Raw genomic sequence first — 18,541 nt, 5'->3', positions numbered from 1 at the left:
ACATGGAAGGTAAGGATTTTTTGCGTCTTCTTTCATGGGTCTCTCCAGCATTTCCAACAGGAAGCTATGCTTATAGTCATGGATTGGAATGGGCTGTTGAGAATGGCGATGTGCATAATGTCGCATCATTATGCCAATGGATAGAAGCTCTTCTTCATCACGGAAGTTTGCAGAATGATCAGATAATTTTGCAGGCAGCTTGGGATGCCGCATATAATCAGGCACAGTTATATGAGGTTACTGAGTTTGCCTGTGCCTGTGCTTCATCGCGTGAGCGTTATGAAGAAACTGTGTATCAAGGAGAGGCGTTTCAGAAAGCCGCTGCAGTCTGGAATGTTGTTCCACAGGATATTATTCCGTCTCATATCCGTTGGCCTTTGCCAGTCGCGCAAGGTGTCGTGTTTCGATATGGTAACGTATCACGCCAGCAAGCAGCTTTGGCGGGTGGGTATGCTGCTATTGCTGCGTTAGTTTCTGCCGCAGTGCGTTTGGTGCCTTTAGGGCAAACAGATGGACTGCGGGCATTGGCTGGTTTGGAAACAACGTTGCAGAAAGCTACTCAGAAAAGCCAGAACCTCACACTCGAAGATATTGGTGGAGCATGCCTTTGCGCAGATCTTGCTGCCATGCACCATGAAACTCAGGTTACAAGGCTATTTAGAACATGACAGACATAAAATATGGCCCGCTACGTGTCGGTATTGGTGGCCCAGTAGGAACGGGTAAAACAGCGTTAATGGATGCATTATGCCGCCGGTTTAGGGATGTATATAATATTGCGGCCATAACAAACGATATTTACACGCGTGAAGATGCTGAGTTTCTGACTAGAGCAGGTTCTTTGCCATCAGAACGTATTATGGGGATAGAAACAGGAGGGTGCCCGCACACAGCAATACGAGAAGATGCAAGTATTAATCTTGCTGGTATTGCTGAATTATCAGAACGCTTTGAAAAGCTTGATCTCATTTTGGTGGAAAGTGGTGGAGACAATCTGGCGGCAACTTTTAGCCCAGAATTGGCTGACTTAACTATTTATGTCATTGATGTTTCTGCTGGAGATAAAATTCCTCGCAAAGGTGGGCCAGGTATTACGCGTAGCGACCTATTGGTCATTAATAAAATTGATCTTGCACCATATGTAGGAGCGGATTTAGGCATTATGGATCGGGATAGTCGCAAGATGCGTGGGCAACGGCCCTTTGTCTTTACAAATATTCGAGCAGGCGAAGGTGTGGAAGATATTGCTCAATTTATTATTGAACGTGGAGCACTCTAGAAAAGAAAATAACATTCTTATTTAAAATACCTATGAGTTATCATTTTATATAAATTTTACATTATAGCTCATAGGTATTGTAATTTCATTACATAAAATATTAAATAAAAATGTATCTCATGTAACCAATATATATATCATTTCGTAGGTTCATATTTGGGTTTTCTGTTTCTAATTCGATCTAGGTAATTTCACCCATACCCCCAAAAAGATTCGTTATCGTAATGTAACGACATGGCCATTTGGCAATTATGGCTACAGGGGAGAAGGTCATGGTCGCGTTGCTATCGCGGTTTTCATTAAGTCGTAAAACAAAATTGTTTCAGTGTGGAACAACAATTCTGTCTCTTTGTGCCGTGGTCAGCGCAGCATTGCCGCAGTCATCCCATGCGGCGGCAACCTTTAACTTTGGTAAGGATCAGTTTTTTACCTTAGGTGTTGGTGTGCGTGGACAGTACCTATCTAATGATCCCAACGCTACCCCAGCACATTCTGGAGCCGCCAGTGCTAATGACTTACGTATTTATATGGGTGCGCAGTTTCATAAATATGTGAAAAGCACGCTTAATCTTGAGCGTTTGCGTGATGGCAACTGGAATGTTTTGGACGGTATTCTTCAGGTTGAACCATGGAAGTTCTTTAATGTTTGGATGGGGCGGATGTTGACCCCAAGTGATCGATCCAACCTGGATGGCCCATATTTCCTGAGCACTTATGCTTTTCCCTTTGTGTCACAATATCCAGGGGCATGGTCTGGTCGTGATGATGGTATTACAGTGTGGGGCAAGCTGGTGAAAGACCATTTCCGGTATATGGCAGGTGTGTACCGAGGCCATAACTGGGTACAAGGAGGCTCAAATTATGGTGAGCATCCTTTGTTTGCTGCACGGTTGGAATATAACTTTCTAGATCCAGAACCATCACCAGCCTATTATACCGCCAGCACTTATTATGGCAAAGCTGATATTCTCGCTATTGGTTTGGCGGGTCAGTACGAAACTGATGGCGTTGGCACAGCGCAGGATAAAGGTGATTACAAGGCATGGAATATTGACGGTCTTTTTGAAAAAAAGATCGGGAAAAATGCAAAGCATGGTGTGTATACGCTAGAAGGTGCTTATTATCAGTATTATACTGATGGTGTGCAGGATATTGCTTCTGGTTATCGCCAAAGAGCGGCAGAGTACGGGAATGTTGGTGGAATTAGTGATGGCACGGCTTTTCTTGCCAGTACAGCTTACCTTATTCCGTACACATTGGGCTGGGGGCGTTTGCAGCCGCTCGTAAGGTATCAGGAATTCCGCTTCAAAAAAGATTTGTATGGATCAGGGCATCCTAAAACGACACAGTTTGATGCCGGTGCAAACTATGTATTAGATGGTCATAATCTACGGTTTACGTTGGATTATGTTAGGTATCACGAAGCCAAAACAAAAGCCTCAAATGCCTTTCTGTTAGGTATGCAGCTTCAATACTAAAATCATATTTTCAGAACTTATCATTTTCTGAAAAATTGGGTGTTTAAGGGATGCCGGGAGATAACAAAATGCAGATCATGATGTGCCGTGGGCTGAAGGGAGCATTCGTAGTGTTCTGTGGTCTTTTTGCCGGGGCAGCATATGCAGAGTCAGATATTCGAAACCTTGATTGCCGACATCTTTTTGCGGAAGAGGTTAGGGTTTCAGACCAGGTATCTGCTCTAAAGAAGAAAAAGGTTGCTGCCGAAAAGAAAGGTAATGATACGGATAATAGCGGATTTTACGTAAAACTAGATCCTATTCCGGGTATTGGTGTGATGAACGGCATGACACTTACGCCAGAAGGTAAGCCTTTAAGGGAAGATATTTCTGATGAACGTATAAATAAGCTGGAATCACAGCTTGCAGATATCAGAAAGGCACAGGAACACAAAGTGTGCCCGGCGATGACGCTGCCAGATGCAGATGATGAACGCTTGTTGGATGAACAGGCACGATAGGCTTCTACATTAAAAAATCTAAGGGTCCTGCTTATTGTTGCTGCAGGATCCTGGATGCAGTTGCGGCCGCAGCAGAACGTGTGCTCAAACCTGTTTTATTATAAATCTGTTCAATATGTTTATCTATGGTTCTGGGGCTTACCAACAAAATATCTGCAATATCACGGCTTGTTTTGCCGCGAGAAATCCATAGTAGTACTTCTGCTTCCCGAGCGCTTATATTCAGTGCTTCCTGTAAGGTTTTTTCCGGCAAGAGCGTATGAGAAGAAATTCGGAACAAAAGTTCATCTGTAGATGAAACACCCACAAAGGTGATAAGAACTTCATTTTCACCGACCTGCTTCTGGTCAATCACCTGCCCAGGTGGTGGAAGCGTGGAAAAGCGCCTTAGGATGGTAGGTAAATCAAGTTCATCTTTATCTAAAAGATCTGCCGCTTGGGGTGTGCGCCATAATAGATTACCTGCTGAAGTTGCTGCGAACAGAAAGCGACCAGCACTATCCAGTGCAGTTTGAGCGGTTCGAATACGAGCTGCCGCTTCTATATGCACGCTGATACGCGCGAGAGTTTCTTCTAGTCTTAAAGGTTTTGTAACGTAATCAACTGCTCCAGCTTCAAAAGCCCGAAGCACGTGTTCTGTTTCTGTTAAACCCGTCATGAATATTAGTGGGATAGATGAAAGGTGATAGTCCTGATGCAGTGTTTCGCATACTTCCCACCCTGTCATGCCGGGCATAAGAGCATCCACAAGGATAAGATCGGGCACTGTGCGTGCCACAACTTCTAGGGCGGAAGTTCCAGACTGTGCCAAAAGTACAGAATACCCATTATCAGAGAGTGTTTCATCCATCATGCCCAGAACAGATGGGTCATCATCAACGATTAGAATGGTACGACGTTGGGGGGATGAGCTTTTCATGCCTCGTCCTGCTCCAGTTGGATGCGAAGTGCTTCCAGTTGATAGGTGGCAGCCATTTTTGCCAGTGGGGCAATCATATCCCGTAACATAGGCTTTTCTGATTGCAGAGAGGCTAATCTTTCTCGCACTTGTTTTAGGTTGCCTCTATTCAAAGCAGCTAGCAAATCAAGACGTTCTTTTTCTGGTAAATGGTCAGTAGGTTTCTGAAATTCAGCTTGTTTTGGGTAGTCATCTATATAAGAATCTGGAAAGATCCATGATAAAGAAAGAATCTTTCCGACTTCCTGAATGAGGATTGAAAGATTAACCGGTTTTCCAATAACAGGACAATCCTCCAAGGAAGCCACATGCCGGTTGGCACTTTCTACAAGGTTGCCAGTTAGAAACATGATAGGAATATGGGTTGCAGAAGTTTGTCGAATACGCAACGCAAGTTCGCGCCCATCCATTTCAGGCATTGTCAGGTCAAGTAACAATAAATCTGGGCATGCAAGATCAAGACAGTCCAGACATTCCCGTCCATTTTCAAAATCTCGTATATTGAAGCCGCAGCGCTCAAGGAGTTCCCGCATAATCTGGCGGTGGCTGGAGCTATCATCGACAATACTGATTGTACGTTTTGGCCCTTCATATCCGATGGGAAAAGCCGGCAGGATCGGTGAAAGTTGAATATCTTTATCTGGCAACATAAGGCGTAATTTAAAGCAAGACCCTTTGCCCATTGTGCTGGTAAAGGTCAATTCTCCCCCCATCACTTCTGTTAAAAGTTTAGTGATAGTAAGCCCAAGCCCAGTGCCGGGAATATTGGCTGTTGCTGCTGCCCGTTCAAAAGGATCAAAAATACGTTCTTGATCTTCTATGGCAATTCCGGAACCTGTATCTTCTACAGTAAATTCAGCAATTTGTGCATGCCAGCGGGCAGAAAAAGTAACAGAACCCTGTTGTGTATATTTAATTGCATTTGAAAGCAGGTTGAGCAGAACTTGCCTGAGGCGATGTTCATCGCATGTTACAACAGATGGTAAAAACTGGGGCTTCCAGTAGAATTTTAGCCCTTTTGCCTGTGCTTGTGGGCGCATCATCTGAGCGACAGATTCTAAAAAAGCGGCAAGTGGGATTGTGTCAGAATGTAATTCAATGCGTCCTGCTTCAATCCGCGAAATATCCAGCAGGCCGGAAAGAATGCTTGTGATATGATCTCCGCTTTCCCGCATGATACTGAGTGTTTTCTGCCGTTCTGGAGGCATACGTGCGTCATGCTGTAAAAGCTGGATATACCCCATGATTGCATTTAAAGGAGAGCGGATTTCGTGGCTGATACCGCTAATGTAGCGCGTTTTTGCCAAACTGGCAGCTTCTGCTTTTTCACGTGCATTTTGTAATGCCTGATCCATACGCATACGTGCACGTATCTCGTTCATCAACAGGCGTGTTTGATGCAGTGTTTCCCGTGTTGCCGTTTTACGGCCTTCCTGCGCCATAACTAAAAGCCATGCGCCTATAACGCAGGCCAGAAACACAATGAGCAATGTGCCATCAAACGGCAGACCGGTTTTGTGCGCAAGAAACCCAAGCACAAAAATAATACAGATAAGGAGGCATACAAATCGTCCACCCGGAGAAACAAGAATGCGCCTAAATTTGGAAGGTAAGGTACGCAATGGGACAGTGAGTTGGTAAGAAAGGTGAGTTGCAATAGGTTTGCAACGATCATGACATCGCCCGTCAAGCGAGCAACATAGGGAACAAATGGTACCCCCATATGCTGGGCAGGACGTCATGTCTTCGGCTTCAAACTCATGCTCACAGATCACGCAGCGCATAATCGGCTGGGTATTCCATTCTGCGGGCTGTTTGCGTGCCGTGTAAGTGCGTCCATGGGTAAGATAAGCCAGAAGAGGCGTTGTGCCACAGGCAACAAAGAGTGTTAGAAATGGTGCAAAAGCAGCGGCATACGCCCCTAGTAAATCAGACATGGCAAGGGTGCCAATGCCTGCTCCTAAAGCCCAAGCGCCAATGCCAACAATATTGAGATCCGGCAGCAATGAGCGCTTAAATTCTATTTCTGATGGGCAAAGCTTTAAAGGTTTGCAAATGGTCACATCCCCAAGGATAACACCAATCCATGCGCATGCCAGAACGGCATAAAAGATGATACCTGTTTGGATTGTGTTTACCAATCCAGCTTCCATAAGAATCAGGGCAATGGTAATATTAAAAAGAACGTAAAAGACCCGCCCAGGATGAGAATGTGTAAGTCGGGAGAAAAAGTTCGACCAAGCGAGAGATCCTGCATACGCATTTGTAATATTGATTTTGATTTGAGACACAGCCACCAAAGCGATCGTAAGGGCTGTAGCAAGCTCTGGGGGCGTAAAACTGCTCCATGCCAAATGATACATCAAACCAGGTTGTGTGGCCTGTAAAGGTGAAAAACCTGCACGTAAAGCAACCCATCCAAGAAATGATCCGGCAAGAAGCTTGGCTGCATCCAGAACAATCCATGCTGGGCCACCTAAAATCAGAGCACTCCACCATTGCCGTTTGTTCTGTGCCGTAAGTGGAGGAAGAAAGCGCAAGAAATCAATCTGTTCTGCACTTTGGCAAACCAGAACGATCATAACAGAAGCTGCACTGCCAATAGCGAGAGTATCAATTCCTGATGTGTGTTGCACCAGCCCAGAAAAATGTGTCCACTCAGCTAACCAAAGTGGGTGTTGTATAATAAGTATGGATAACGGTAGAAGGTTAAGAAAAAACCATATAGGGAATGTAATAATCTGAAATTTTGCAATAAATGTTATACCTCGTGCAACCAGTGGGATGATAACTACCGCACATGCAAGATAGGCAAGCCATAATGGAATATTGAGAAGAATGTGTAAGGTGCCCGCCAGAATGGCAGCTTCTAAGCCGAAAAAGATAAATGTAAAACTGGCGTAAATTAACGATGTAACAGTTGATCCAATATAACCAAAGCCTGTTCCGCGCGTTAAAAGATCTACATCTAGGCCAGCTTTTGCAGCCGTTGCACATAACGGTAGAGTGATACAAAAAATAAGAACCGTTACAAATGTAATGGCAATAGCTGTATTGGTGAAGCCAAAAGCGAGTGTAAGTGTACCCCCGATAGCTTCTAGTGCCAGAAACGAGATAGACCCCAAGGCAGTAAAAGCTGCGCGCATGGGGGTGGCAGTGCGGGCGCTTCGGGCTGTAAAGCGCAGTGCATAATCTTCAAAAGTCTGGTCTGCTGCCCAGCGATTATATGCCCTGCGAGTACGCACGATACGCAGGTGGCTGGTATCATGAGGCAAAAGCGGATTCCTGATCTTCTGGATATCTTGTTATAGTATCGTAACATAGAGCCGTATGGGGCTATACGCAATCATGCGTATAGGAAAATACACCATGATGCGCTGACGTAGGGTCTAGCAGCAACTGGAGTGCTTTCTTATGTCCGACATCTTGCCAAAATTTTCCCGTCGTGCGTTTGGGCGCCTAGCCCTGGCATCATCAGTTGCAGCCATAGGCGCAGCATATCGGCCAGGCCAGGCCTTGGCAGCAGCTCCCACCGGGCAACCCATTAAAGTGGGTATTTTGCATTCCCTTTCAGGGACAATGGCTATTAGTGAAACAACACTAAAAGATGTCATGCTCATGCTGATTGCGGAGCAAAACCGCAAAGGTGGCTTGCTGGGGCGTCCTTTGGAGCCAGTGATAGTAGATCCGGCATCAAACTGGCCGCTATTTGCTGAAAAGGCCCGTCAGCTTCTTTCTGTTGATAAAGTAGATGCTGTGTTTGGGTGCTGGACCAGTGTTTCCCGTAAATCTGTGTTGCCGGTGTTTGAAGAACTCAACGGTATTCTGTTCTATCCGGTGCAGTATGAAGGGCAGGAATGTAGCCGTAATATTTTCTACACAGGTGCTGCGCCTAATCAGCAGGCTATTCCGGCGGTAGATTATCTGTTGAGCGAAGAGGGCGGTAACGCCAAACGTTTTGCTTTAGTTGGCACAGATTATGTTTATCCTCGGACCACAAACCAGATTCTTGCCAATTACCTGAAGTCCAAAGGCATTAAGGACGAAGATATTATGGTGAATTATACACCATTCGGGCAATCTGATTGGCAGACCATTGTTTCGCAAATTAAGGCGTTTGGAGCGGCTGGCAAAAAAACTGCTGTTGTGTCCACTATTAATGGTGATGCCAACGTTCCTTTTTATAAGGAGCTGGGTAACCAAGGTGTGTCTGCAACAGATATTCCGGTAATGGCATTTAGCGTAGGTGAGGAAGAGCTGGCAGGTATGGACACAACCTCATTGGTTGGGCAACTTGCCGCATGGAACTATTTTGAAAGCATTGATACGCCAGAAAATAAGTTATTCATCAAGCAATGGCATGAATTTACAAAAAATCCAAAACGTACAACAAATGATCCAATGGAAGCCCATTATATTGGCTTTAATATGTGGGTGCAGGCCGTAACCAAAGCAGGCACTACAGATCATGATAAAGTTATAGATACCATGATAGGTATTCGCCAACCTAATCTTACGGGTGGTGTAGCGCAAATGCTACCTAATCATCATCTCACAAAGCCTGTATATATTGGTGAAATTCAGGAAGATGGTCAGTTTAGTGTTGTTTGGAAAACACCCAGCACAATAGCTGGGCAGGCTTGGTCTCCGTGGGTGCCAGAAACTAAAAATCTGATCGGAGACTGGAGCAAGCCAATTTCGTGTGGGAATTATAATACAGCCACTAAAACGTGTATTGGTAAAAAGCATGCGTAGATTCAGCCAGTTTCTGTGGGCTGGTGTTGTCTGTTTACTGCTTGCATTTTCAGGAGTGCGAGGGGCAGCAGCAGACGAATTTTCAGGTTTGGAAAGTGGCCAGTTTAATACCATAGCTGATACGGTTTCGGCTATGGTGGCTTCTGGTAATCCGCAAGCTGGAGCGGTTATAGATGCCTTGGAAAAACGGCATCTAGTTTATTCTCCTGCGGGTGGGGTTTTTATTCGGGCAGGCACAACCTATGTTGATGCCCGAACCGGTCAGTCTGTACAAAATATACCAGCCGATCTTAAACCTGTGCGGATGAATAATCATGTTCGCCAGGTTTTGGCGAGCGCAACTGCAGAACTGGAATTGCTTTCTCCAGAAGATGCAGTGCGTTTAAAAGCCGCAACACAAATGTATGCGCAGCATAATCCTGCCATGTTGCCGGTTATTCATCATGCTCTGGAGCGTGAAAAGAACAGTCATGTTCGGTTGAAACTTGAACAGGCAAATGCGGCGACAATGTTGGCACAACCTGTGCAACCAGGGCAGGATGCTACACGTTTGGCTGCTGTAAAAACGCTTGGTTCAGCAGGAGATCTGGAAGCACGCGGCTTACTTGCTGTTGTGGCTGCATCTGATCATGAAACACCGGAAGTGCGAAAGGCAGCGGCAAAAACTGTTTCCAGCATAGATTTGAAACAGCGTGTATGGAGCGTATTGCAAAATGCCTTTTACGGGCTGAGCTATGGGTCTGTATTGCTTTTGGCTGCAACTGGGCTTGCCATTACATTTGGCGTTATGGGTGTGATCAACATGGCTCATGGTGAGCTGATGATGATTGGCGCCTATACAACATGGCTGGTGCAGCAGGGTATTCGGGCAACCGTTCCGTGGCTAGAGCCTGTTTCCCTTTTAGTGGCAATTCCTGTTGCGTTCTGTGTGTGTGGTTTGCTGGGTATTCTTATCGAACGCGGTTTGATCCGCTTTTTGTATGGCAGACCGCTGGAAACTCTGTTGGCAACATGGGGGCTTTCTCTCATTCTTCAGCAGGCTATTCGGTCTATTTTCGGGCCTACCAATATCGCGGTTATAACACCTGCGTGGCTTTCTGGATCATGGATGCTTGGGAGTGTGGATATTACCTTAAACAGATTGGCAATTTTTGTTTTTGCCTTTTTGGTTCTGGGCGCGCTTATGCTGGTTATGCGCAAAACATCACTTGGCTTGGAAATGCGTGCCGTTACACAAAACCGCCGTATGGCAGCGTTGATGGGGATACGTACACCGCGTGTAGATGCGTTGGCTTTTGGGCTGGGGGCTGGGCTTGCTGGTTTGGCCGGGGTGGCTGTAAGCCAGATTGATAATGTAAGCCCTAATTTGGGGCAGTCTTACATTATCGATAGCTTTATGGTGGTGGTATTTGGTGGTGTTGGTAACCTGTGGGGCACATTAGCTGCGGCCATGACACTTGGTATGGGCGGAAAAATACTGGAACCAACTATTGGGGCTGTATCAGCTAAAATTGCCATTCTTGTTCTGGTTATTCTCTATATTCAGCGGCATCCGAGAGGTATGTTCCCTGTGCGTGGTCGGGGTGTAGAGTCATGAACGCGCTGTCACCTTCAACCACAAAGTCTTTCTCCGGCACCATACGTATGGCTGCAGTGGCATTTGCGGTTACGATTGTGTTGGCGGGTGCAAGTTTACTTCCAGAAGCAAATCCACTCCATGTTTCAGCCTTTGTTGTTTCATTGGCAGGCAAGTATTTGGCATATGCTATTCTTGCTTTATCTGTTGATCTTGTATGGGGTTTTGCAGGTATTCTTACATTGGGGCATGCAGCATTTTTTGCATTGGGTGGTTATGCCATGGGCATGTACCTCATGCGGGAAATTGGCACCCGTGGCGTTTATGGTAATCCCAATTTGCCAGATTTTATGATCTTTTTATCGTGGAAGTCACTTCCATGGTACTGGTGGGGGAGTGATCATTTTGCATGGGTGATGTTACTGGTACTGATAGTGCCGGGTATTCTGGCTGGTGTATTTGGCTGGTTAGCATTTCGCTCTCGTGTTTCGGGTGTTTATCTTTCCATTATCACGCAGGCTCTAACATATGCTTTGATGTTGGCATTTTTTCAGAATGGTTTAGGCTTTGGCGGCAATAATGGCCTAACAGATTTTAAGGATATTTTAGGGGCGGATTTGCATTCACCTCTTACACGCGCAGTAATTTTAGTGGTTACTGGGGCTGTGTTGGCAGGGTGTTTGCTGCTCTCTCGGTGGCTTGTATCGGGCAGATTTGGTTATCTGCTGGTGGCTGTAAGAGATGCAGAAAACCGCACGCGTTTTTTAGGATACCGTCCAGAACAGGCCAAGCTGCTGATATGGGTTTTTTCGGCCATGGTAGCGGGCATTGGCGGCGCTCTTTATGTCACACAGGTGGGTATTATTAACCCTAGTGAGTTTGCTCCTGCCAATTCTATTGAGTCTGTTATCTGGGTTGCCGTGGGTGGGCGTGGTACATTGTCAGGGTCTGTGCTTGGGGCTGTATTGGTAAATTTCGGTAAAACACTTTTTACCGCATGGTTGCCAGAGTTTTGGCTTTATGGGCTTGGTTTACTCTTTCTTGTTACCACCCTTTTTCTCCCTCAGGGCCTTATGGGGTTGCGGTATCATCTTGTCAAAAAGCAGCCGGAGGAAGTTACGCCTGAAGTCTCTAATCCGGAAGGAGAAGAGGCGTGAGTCAAACACCTTTGCTGGAAATGCGTGATGTTAGCGTAGCTTTTGATGGTTTCCGGGCTATTAATGGATTGAACCTGACGCTGCATCCAGGGGAAATGCGGGCAATTATTGGCCCAAATGGTGCAGGCAAAACGACGATGATGGATATCATCACGGGAAAGACGCGCCCAGATACAGGCACAGTTCGGTTTTGTGGAGGTGACTTGACCAAACTGGATGAACCAGCAATCGCTCGTTTAGGAATTGGCCGCAAATTTCAAAAACCAACAGTGTTCGAAGCGTTAACTGTGCAAGAAAACCTATTGCTTTCTTTAAGTGGTATTCGTGCACCGTTTTCTGTTTTGCTTGCGCGTTTTTCAGGTAAAGAACAGGAGCGCATAGACCAGATTCTGGAAACGACCCGTTTGAAAGATCATGCTGCCCGGCAGGCTGGTGGGATGAGCCACGGGCAGAAGCAGTGGCTGGAAATAGGCATGCTGTTAGGGCAGGAGCCAGACTTGCTTTTGGTGGATGAACCCGTAGCGGGCATGACAGAAGCAGAAACCATGGCAACCGCAGAGTTGCTCCGAGAGATCAACCAAACACGTAGTGTGGTCGTTGTAGAACACGACATGGATTTTGTGCGTGCATTAGAGGTGACAGTAACGGTGTTGCATGAAGGATCTGTTCTGGCGGAAGGTAATTTGGAAGATGTCAGTCATGATCCAAGAGTTATTGAGGTTTATCTTGGACGCTAAAATGCTGAACCGTAAATGCAGAAAAGGAGAATGTCCTTATGCTGAGGGTTGAGGATGTGCATCTGCATTATGGGGCTGCCATTGCTTTGCGAGGTATTTCTTTAGAAGCATGCGCAGGCAAGGTTACATGTGTGCTGGGGCGTAACGGGGTTGGTAAAACCAGCCTTATGCGTGCCATTACAGGTATGCATGCTGTCAGTTCGGGTAAGATTGTATGGGAGGGAGAGGATATCACAAGCCTTTCCGCTTATGAACGTGCAAGGCGGGGCATTGCGACAGTGCCGCAGGGGCGCGATATTTTTCCTTTGCTGAGTGTGCGTGAAAATCTTGAAACCGGGTATGGCCTTCTAAAACGGCGAGACAGAAAAATACCAGACGAAGTTTTTGAACTGTTCCCTGTTTTGGAAAAAATGCTTAATCGACGTGGAGGTGACCTATCGGGCGGGCAGCAACAGCAGTTGGCTATTGCACGTGCCCTTATTATCCGCCCTCGGCTTTTGGTGTTGGATGAACCAACAGAAGGCATTCAACCCAATATTATCAAGGACATTGGTACTATTATCTCTATGTTGCGAGATCGTGGAGACATGGCCATTGTGTTGGTGGAACAATACTTTGATTTTGCATTTAATCTTGCTGATACCGTAGAGGTTATGGATAGAGGTAAAATTATACTTTCTGGGCAAGTTGCAGAAATGGATGCAGAAGAAGTGCGCGCCAACATTGCGATTTGAGGGAGTGGAACTTTAAGAAAATCCTCTGCAAGCGTTACGAAAAACGTGGTGTTCTGTACGGGCTTCAAACCCGTTTGCCTTAAGTGGCAGAGGGTTCACTTCGTGGGTAAACCCGTGGGGTAATCAAGATAATTCGTTAAATTATTATGAGATTTTACAGGAGGCAGAAAATAGCCCCCTGTAAATTTCTGATTTTTTACAAAAGATAAATGGAATACTTTTCTTACTTATTATCAGCAAAAGTTAAATCACTACGGGCCTTATCAATTACTGCCATTGCTTTACGTAGGAAAGTCACCGTGGCATCAAAATCAATGAGCTTATTTTTATCGAGTTGTATCCAGTTGCTTTCCGAACTGACAAGGGCTGCTGTCATAGAACGTCCATTCCCGCGCCTTACTGGAGGAGTTATTGTTATATCGCTCTCTTTGTTTGCGGCTTTAAGCGTTTTTAACCATCTGTTTCTAACAGACGATCGGGCGGCTGGTAGGTGTTTTTCTGTCCAGCAACCTAATTTCATGACAAGAGATTTTTCTTCTATTTGCAAGTAGGTTTGCCAGCCAGACCAAGCCCCGAAATGCCACCAAGCTCCCATAAATCCGCCTTGTGCATTGGCAACATATCCCCAATTAAGATCCGGAAAAACTTCTTGAAGAGAGAGAAAAAAACCTTGCCAAGAATAACGGGACCAGTCGTTAGGGTGAAGGTGGAGAAAACTTTGCGTTTCTTTTTCACGAAAATCAAGCAACGATAAAAAATCATTGAATATATAGTTTTCTAACCCACTTTCTTTAATTTTTATTAAAACATTCAAAAAATCCCTTCTCAAAAGAAGGTTGTATCCAGACTTTTTTGCTTTTTTATAATTCGATTGATTTCCTGTTTTGCAAAAAATCGGTAAGATTTTCCGGTTGGGGTAACGGGCTTGGATTGCAGTTTTATAGCGATCTAATTGGTTACCATGTTCGGCAGTATCAGTTTTATCTTCGATAAGAAGAATGAGATTTTTGCCAATTTCAGCAACAATGTCCGCTGAATCAAGTTGTTTTTTAACAACGATATTTTCACTTGAAATGGGGTTCTCTTTGCTTAATTCAAGTAAGTAATTAACAAATATTTTTCCTGCATTATGCATTTTAAGGTCTTTGCTTGCACATGAGCTATCAGCCCAACTTAACAGCCAGCAAATAAAAGCATCTTGTGATAACTCTGATGTTGCCCAGCGGAATAAATTAGTATTATCAAACATAGGGTATTAATCCTCATAAAGATATTCATTTTGTGTAAATGCAATAAGTAATGCATGTTTACATTTTATGGTGTTCTATCGTTTTTGGTGAACATATGGTAGCAGAATGTTATTCTTTTCCTCTTTGTTTTTTTACTCTCATAAATGAACTCATAAAAAAGTGTTTAATGGTTCAATGCGTCAGAAATGATCGTAGCTTTGTGATGTTGGAATGCTGCTTCTAGCATTTCGCAGAGTTTTTCCCGAAGAAAGTGGGGTTCAACAATTTCGACTGTGTTGCCCAAGTGAAAAGGTGATTTGCTATCTCAAGTGATCCGCTTGCTACAAATTGAATGATGACACTTCCATCAGAGTGCAACGTGGTTGTTTGATTGTGGTGAAACAGAAAACGGGAAGCATCATAAGCAGCTTAGGGTTTAAAACGGAGAATAATTTTTTGAGGTTTCTCTTGGAAAACCCCGAAAGATTGGGCTGCACAATGTGCTGCAAAAACGGTAGCGATCATAACGATACTTTTCCGTGCGTCGGGTATCCAGACGAATGCTTTGAAGTCAGTGAGCCGGACATGGCTTTTCGCTGGAACAGTTGGAAGCATTCTCCACTGCATGACTAAAGCGGCAATGGCGATGATTGCGGCGGCCACAAATGCTCCGTGCCAGGATGATTACTCGGCTACAAGAGATCCCATTGGAACCTCAAGGATCATGGCTGCCCTGACCCTTGCAAAAACAGCCGCGGCTGCCTTATGCGTCTTTTCCTTGGCACCGAGTTCTACTGCGACAGAAAGGCCCATCGCCCAGAATGCACCAAGACTGATACCGACCAGTGCCCGGCTAAGCAGTATCACTGCAAATGTCGGTGCCATGATGGCAATCAGGCAACCTGCGAGCAGAATAAGGGAGAGCCATAAAACAATCCTGCGACAATCTATGAGCCCTGAAAAAAGCATGACCTCAGGAGCGGAACGTGCTGCCATCATTCCAGGAACTGTCATGGTAAGCCCGGCCGTTCCGGAACTTACAGGAAATGTTGTCGAAATATCAGGCAGGATACCTACAGGAAGAAATTCAGTGGTGACTGACACAAATTATCCCAACGCCAGAGACAGGATGGCCAGTTTCTGGAGACCAGGAGAAAGCTCCCGAGAAATCAAATGCTGCATGACTATAGAGTTTTTTATCAAAATGTTTGTGAGTAAATTTCAGTAATAAACATCTATTAATTCTATATTTCTCATGAAATACTCTATTGTATGAAGCGGTTTGGAAAATCTCGGATTTTTTACGAAAGAAGAAAGATAATCGCCCTCACATCTGGCGCGATGGCGAGTTGTCTGATCGGTGCCGAGGCATACCGCATGCACTTACCTGACAGGAGGTCTTCCATGGCGGATCAGAATTCCCAAACTTTGAGACTTATTTTCCCTCAGTGGCAAGGCGGAGATAATCCTCCCTATTATCTGGGGTCAAAACTTCTGGCCTGGCTGGCTCCTCCTTCTGCTGGACCTGTTGAGGAAGTTCCGGTTGACGCTCCGACAGACGTCCCTCTGCCAGTCGAGAATGAAATGCGTGGACGCAGTGTCTTGCTGAAACAAATCGGAGAAGCCCGGACAATCATTGAACGTCATCAACCGAAGTCACTGGCGGTTCTGGGCGGGGACTGTCTTGTCTCACTCGTGCCTTTTTCGTGGCTTTCAGAACGCTATGGCGATAAGCTGGGGGTGCTCTGGATTGATACCCATCCAGACGTTCAGACCCCAAAGCAGTATATGAACGCACATGCACACGTTCTGGGGGCTCTGTTAGGCCATGGCGATCCCGACCTGACAAAGGCAGTGACAAAGCCGGTTCCTGCAAAGAATGTGATGATTGCGGGCATTCATGATCCACTTCCGTTCGAAGCCCAGTTCATTGCGGATCATGGATTGCGGACATGTTCACCTCAGCAGGTGCGTGATGGTGCACAGCCGGTTATGGAATGGCTAAAAGACAGTCAGATTGAAGTGCTTGCTATTCATCTGGATCTTGATGTGCTGGATCCGCATAACTTCCGTTCTCTGCTTTTTGCAAAACCGGGTCGTGGCAAGCATGATTTTGGAGACGTTGCTGAGGGAAAACTCAACATTCCCGACGTTCTGAAACTGATTCAGGAAGTGACGACTGAAAAAGAAGTGGTCGGTATGACAATTGCCGAACACATGCCCTGGGATGCCCTGAACCTGCAGGAAATGCTTAAGCAGCTTCCTCTTATCGGCAGTTAAACCTTCGCGCCAGAAAGCCTGTATTCTTAAGAGCAGGCTTTCTCATTTTACTTTCATTTCCTCGATAAACAGCGACAGAGGCATCGAATGGCGATGGTGTCGGGGGTAGAAGAGATGAAACCCCAGATGCGTCGGACAGAAGGGTTCCAGAACTGATATCAGTTTGCCATTCTGGATGTGTTCTTCTGCAACAATTTTAGGAATGTAGGAGAGTCCAATACCGTCCAGACAGGCATCGCGCGCACCGAACACGTTGTTGCAGATAAATTGACCGACAGGCTGAAATTTCAGGTCTTTTCCTTTCTGTCTGAAACGCCACGGATAAATCTTTCCATGGGTGGGTAGACGAACACCGATACAGTTGTGCTCTTGCAGACGGGCCGGGGTTTTGGGGATGGCATGGTTTTTGAAATAGGTCGGAGACCCAACAACCGCAAATGGGATGTCAGGCGATACAGGCACTGAAATCATCCCCTGTGTCACCAGTTCTCCAAGGCGCACGCCCGCATCGAAACCTTCATCCACAATATCAATCAGGCGCAAATCCGTTGAGATCTCAAGGGAGATTTCCGGGTAATTCTTTAGAAAATCTGCAATACGAGGTCGAAGAAAGAAGCCCAGAGATTCATCTGTCACGGTGATCCGGAGATTGCCTCTGGGACATTTGCGGAATTCGTCAAGGCTGCTCATTCGGTTCTCGATTTCGTCGAAAAGCGGCTGAATATTTTGCAGCAGATAGTCTCCCGCAGGCGTGGGAACGACACGACGTGTTGTTCTCGTCAGAAGAGTGACGCCTAGTCGTTCCTCCAGAAGACGCATGGTGTGGCTTATTGCAGAGGGCGTGACACCTCTGCGGGCTGCCGCCTTTGTAAAGCTCCGTTCTTGGGCAACTGCCAGAAAAGAAAGCAGTTCGCTAAAATTTTCTCGTGACACTTGCTGACCTGAACTCTGTTTTATCACTTAATCATCAATGATGATCTTAACGATAAATGCTTTTGGAATCATAGTTTAGGCTTTTTTTAAACGCGCTCTGGTTACCTTTGATTATCCTGACAGGCAGCTAGCGTGTTTTGTTTGCGATATCTCCGGGCACGGGCTGGTAGTAGCGATTGAGTGACTTCAGATCGCGATGGCCCGTGAGCTGGGGCAGTATAATCGGGTTCAGATAGCGGGCCAACCGCGATGTGGCTTCATGACGTGAATCATGAAAGGTCAAATCCTGAATTCCGGCTTGCCGGGTCATGAGACCGAACAGGACAGAAAAGATTTTTCTCTCTCCTACCGAAAAGACAATATCTTTTTGGTCAGGTAATTTTTCCATGGTGGCCCGCTTTCGGGATCAAGTTCTTCTTTGTGTCTGTCACTCTTCACGTGAGCGAGGGAAGGTCTGCCTGTGGAAGTCTATATCCTGCCAGCGCAAACTGAAGGATTCCCCTAAGCGGCTGCCTTGTTCAATCGACCACCTGATGAGCCATACTACATCAGGAGAATGCTTGAAAATCCCGTCGGGCTGAGAAGCAGCCCGCAGAAGTTCGTCTTCTTCGCCGTCCTCTAATCTCTGTTTTCTCTTACGTGCGGGTGGTTCAAGTTGGCCCACATGCGTCTTGGCTCGTACGTCCATGAGCCAGCGGCGAGCAAGGCTGGCTGACGCGAAGGTTTCGCGATGACGTTTGCAGTTCATCATCCTGCGGGCCTGATATTGGTTGGGGCCACGATACCAGACGCCCTTGGGTAACGGCTTTCCTCTCCCAGTTTGGCTGGGGATTGACTCAAAAATCAACGATTTTCAGATTAACCTGCTGCAAGTCCTTGAAAAACTTGGCGTCCCGTACGGGATTCGAACCCGTGTTGCCGCCGT

General features: G+C 46.0%; 18 protein-coding genes. 10 read left to right on the top strand and 8 right to left on the bottom strand.

What is annotated here, in order from left to right:
- Nucleotides 1–2: 2 nt before the first annotated feature.
- From FKW31_RS07200 to FKW31_RS07185, 4 genes are all read left to right on the top strand, one after another.
- A complete protein-coding gene (locus tag FKW31_RS07200) occupies nucleotides 3–668 on the top strand; it encodes an urease accessory protein UreF (RefSeq protein ID WP_150178211.1) in 666 nt (221 codons plus the stop codon).
- Entirely contained in the window at nucleotides 665–1,279 is a 615-nt protein-coding gene (ureG, locus tag FKW31_RS07195; RefSeq protein ID WP_006115797.1) for an urease accessory protein UreG, read from the top strand. The genes FKW31_RS07200 and ureG overlap by 4 nt, the downstream gene beginning before the upstream one ends.
- A 527-nt stretch (nucleotides 1,280–1,806) precedes the next feature.
- Entirely contained in the window at nucleotides 1,807–2,757 is a 951-nt protein-coding gene (locus tag FKW31_RS07190) for a porin (protein ID WP_170315294.1), read from the top strand.
- 50 nt (nucleotides 2,758–2,807) lie between these two features.
- Nucleotides 2,808–3,257 carry a hypothetical protein gene (locus FKW31_RS07185; protein WP_063354636.1) on the top strand — a complete coding sequence of 150 codons (450 nt, stop codon included), beginning with the start codon at nucleotides 2,808–2,810 and terminating at the stop codon, nucleotides 3,255–3,257.
- 31 nt (nucleotides 3,258–3,288) lie between these two features.
- On the opposite strand, the gene FKW31_RS07180 is transcribed toward FKW31_RS07185, so the two are convergent.
- Both FKW31_RS07180 and FKW31_RS07175 read right to left on the bottom strand, forming a co-directional pair.
- The gene (locus FKW31_RS07180) at nucleotides 3,289–4,176 is read right to left on the bottom strand and encodes a DNA-binding response regulator (RefSeq protein WP_150178193.1); all 888 of its coding nucleotides are present in this window, start codon (nucleotides 4,174–4,176) and stop codon (nucleotides 3,289–3,291) included.
- Nucleotides 4,173–7,490, bottom strand: coding sequence for an ATP-binding protein (locus tag FKW31_RS07175; RefSeq protein ID WP_150178192.1), 3,318 nt, complete (start codon nucleotides 7,488–7,490; stop codon nucleotides 4,173–4,175). Before FKW31_RS07175 ends, FKW31_RS07180 begins: the two co-directional genes overlap by 4 nt.
- A 139-nt stretch (nucleotides 7,491–7,629) precedes the next feature.
- Between FKW31_RS07175 and urtA the strand changes: the two genes are divergently transcribed.
- From urtA to urtE, 5 genes are read left to right on the top strand one after another with little or no spacing between them, the layout of a single operon-like run.
- Nucleotides 7,630–8,970 (top strand): urea ABC transporter substrate-binding protein, encoded by a 1,341-nt coding sequence (gene urtA, locus FKW31_RS07170; RefSeq protein WP_150178191.1) that lies wholly within the window; start codon nucleotides 7,630–7,632, stop codon nucleotides 8,968–8,970.
- The gene (gene urtB, locus FKW31_RS07165; protein ID WP_150178190.1) at nucleotides 8,963–10,567 is read left to right on the top strand and encodes an urea ABC transporter permease subunit UrtB; all 1,605 of its coding nucleotides are present in this window, start codon (nucleotides 8,963–8,965) and stop codon (nucleotides 10,565–10,567) included. The genes urtA and urtB overlap by 8 nt, the downstream gene beginning before the upstream one ends.
- Nucleotides 10,564–11,703, top strand: coding sequence for an urea ABC transporter permease subunit UrtC (gene urtC / locus FKW31_RS07160; RefSeq protein WP_150178189.1), 1,140 nt, complete (start codon nucleotides 10,564–10,566; stop codon nucleotides 11,701–11,703). Before urtB ends, urtC begins: the two co-directional genes overlap by 4 nt.
- Nucleotides 11,700–12,440: an urea ABC transporter ATP-binding protein UrtD gene (gene urtD, locus FKW31_RS07155; RefSeq protein ID WP_150178188.1), complete on the top strand. Its 741-nt coding sequence runs from the start codon at nucleotides 11,700–11,702 to the stop codon at nucleotides 12,438–12,440. The genes urtC and urtD overlap by 4 nt, the downstream gene beginning before the upstream one ends.
- Before the next feature lie 38 nt (nucleotides 12,441–12,478).
- Nucleotides 12,479–13,174 carry an urea ABC transporter ATP-binding subunit UrtE gene (gene urtE / locus FKW31_RS07150; RefSeq protein WP_063354630.1) on the top strand — a complete coding sequence of 232 codons (696 nt, stop codon included), beginning with the start codon at nucleotides 12,479–12,481 and terminating at the stop codon, nucleotides 13,172–13,174.
- A gap of 223 nt (nucleotides 13,175–13,397) precedes the next feature.
- Here urtE and FKW31_RS07145 read toward each other — a convergent pair whose 3' ends face one another.
- From FKW31_RS07145 to FKW31_RS07135, 3 genes are all read right to left on the bottom strand, one after another.
- The gene (locus FKW31_RS07145) at nucleotides 13,398–14,423 is read right to left on the bottom strand and encodes a PD-(D/E)XK nuclease family protein (RefSeq protein ID WP_150178187.1); all 1,026 of its coding nucleotides are present in this window, start codon (nucleotides 14,421–14,423) and stop codon (nucleotides 13,398–13,400) included.
- Nucleotides 14,424–14,832: 409 nt separating this feature from the next.
- Nucleotides 14,833–15,066: a hypothetical protein gene (locus FKW31_RS16395; protein ID WP_238332771.1), complete on the bottom strand. Its 234-nt coding sequence runs from the start codon at nucleotides 15,064–15,066 to the stop codon at nucleotides 14,833–14,835.
- A 21-nt stretch (nucleotides 15,067–15,087) separates the two neighbouring features.
- Complete coding sequence (locus FKW31_RS07135) at nucleotides 15,088–15,507, bottom strand: MFS transporter (RefSeq protein ID WP_006115811.1); 420 nt, start codon at nucleotides 15,505–15,507, stop codon at nucleotides 15,088–15,090.
- Between the two features lie 300 nt (nucleotides 15,508–15,807).
- On the opposite strand from FKW31_RS07135, the gene FKW31_RS07130 reads away from it, so the two are divergent.
- On the top strand, nucleotides 15,808–16,683 hold the full coding sequence (locus tag FKW31_RS07130; protein ID WP_089179633.1) for an arginase family protein: 876 nt from the start codon (nucleotides 15,808–15,810) through the stop codon (nucleotides 16,681–16,683).
- A gap of 42 nt (nucleotides 16,684–16,725) precedes the next feature.
- On the opposite strand, the gene FKW31_RS07125 is transcribed toward FKW31_RS07130, so the two are convergent.
- The 3 genes from FKW31_RS07125 to FKW31_RS16385 all read right to left on the bottom strand — a co-directional run bounded on the left by FKW31_RS07125 (nucleotide 16,726) and on the right by FKW31_RS16385 (nucleotide 18,367).
- A complete protein-coding gene (locus FKW31_RS07125) occupies nucleotides 16,726–17,616 on the bottom strand; it encodes a LysR family transcriptional regulator (RefSeq protein ID WP_238332770.1) in 891 nt (296 codons plus the stop codon).
- A gap of 127 nt (nucleotides 17,617–17,743) precedes the next feature.
- The gene (locus FKW31_RS16390; protein WP_238332769.1) at nucleotides 17,744–18,004 is read right to left on the bottom strand and encodes a hypothetical protein; all 261 of its coding nucleotides are present in this window, start codon (nucleotides 18,002–18,004) and stop codon (nucleotides 17,744–17,746) included.
- A gap of 39 nt (nucleotides 18,005–18,043) precedes the next feature.
- The gene (locus tag FKW31_RS16385) at nucleotides 18,044–18,367 is read right to left on the bottom strand and encodes a hypothetical protein (RefSeq protein ID WP_238332768.1); all 324 of its coding nucleotides are present in this window, start codon (nucleotides 18,365–18,367) and stop codon (nucleotides 18,044–18,046) included.
- Between the last annotated feature and the right edge of the window lie 174 nt (nucleotides 18,368–18,541).

Origin of the sequence: Acetobacter sp. DmW_136, assembly GCF_008690365.1 — a bacterium.
GTDB classification, from domain to species: Bacteria; Pseudomonadota; Alphaproteobacteria; order Acetobacterales; family Acetobacteraceae; genus Acetobacter; species Acetobacter oryzifermentans.
This window is presented reverse-complemented; position numbering and strand designations above follow the sequence as displayed.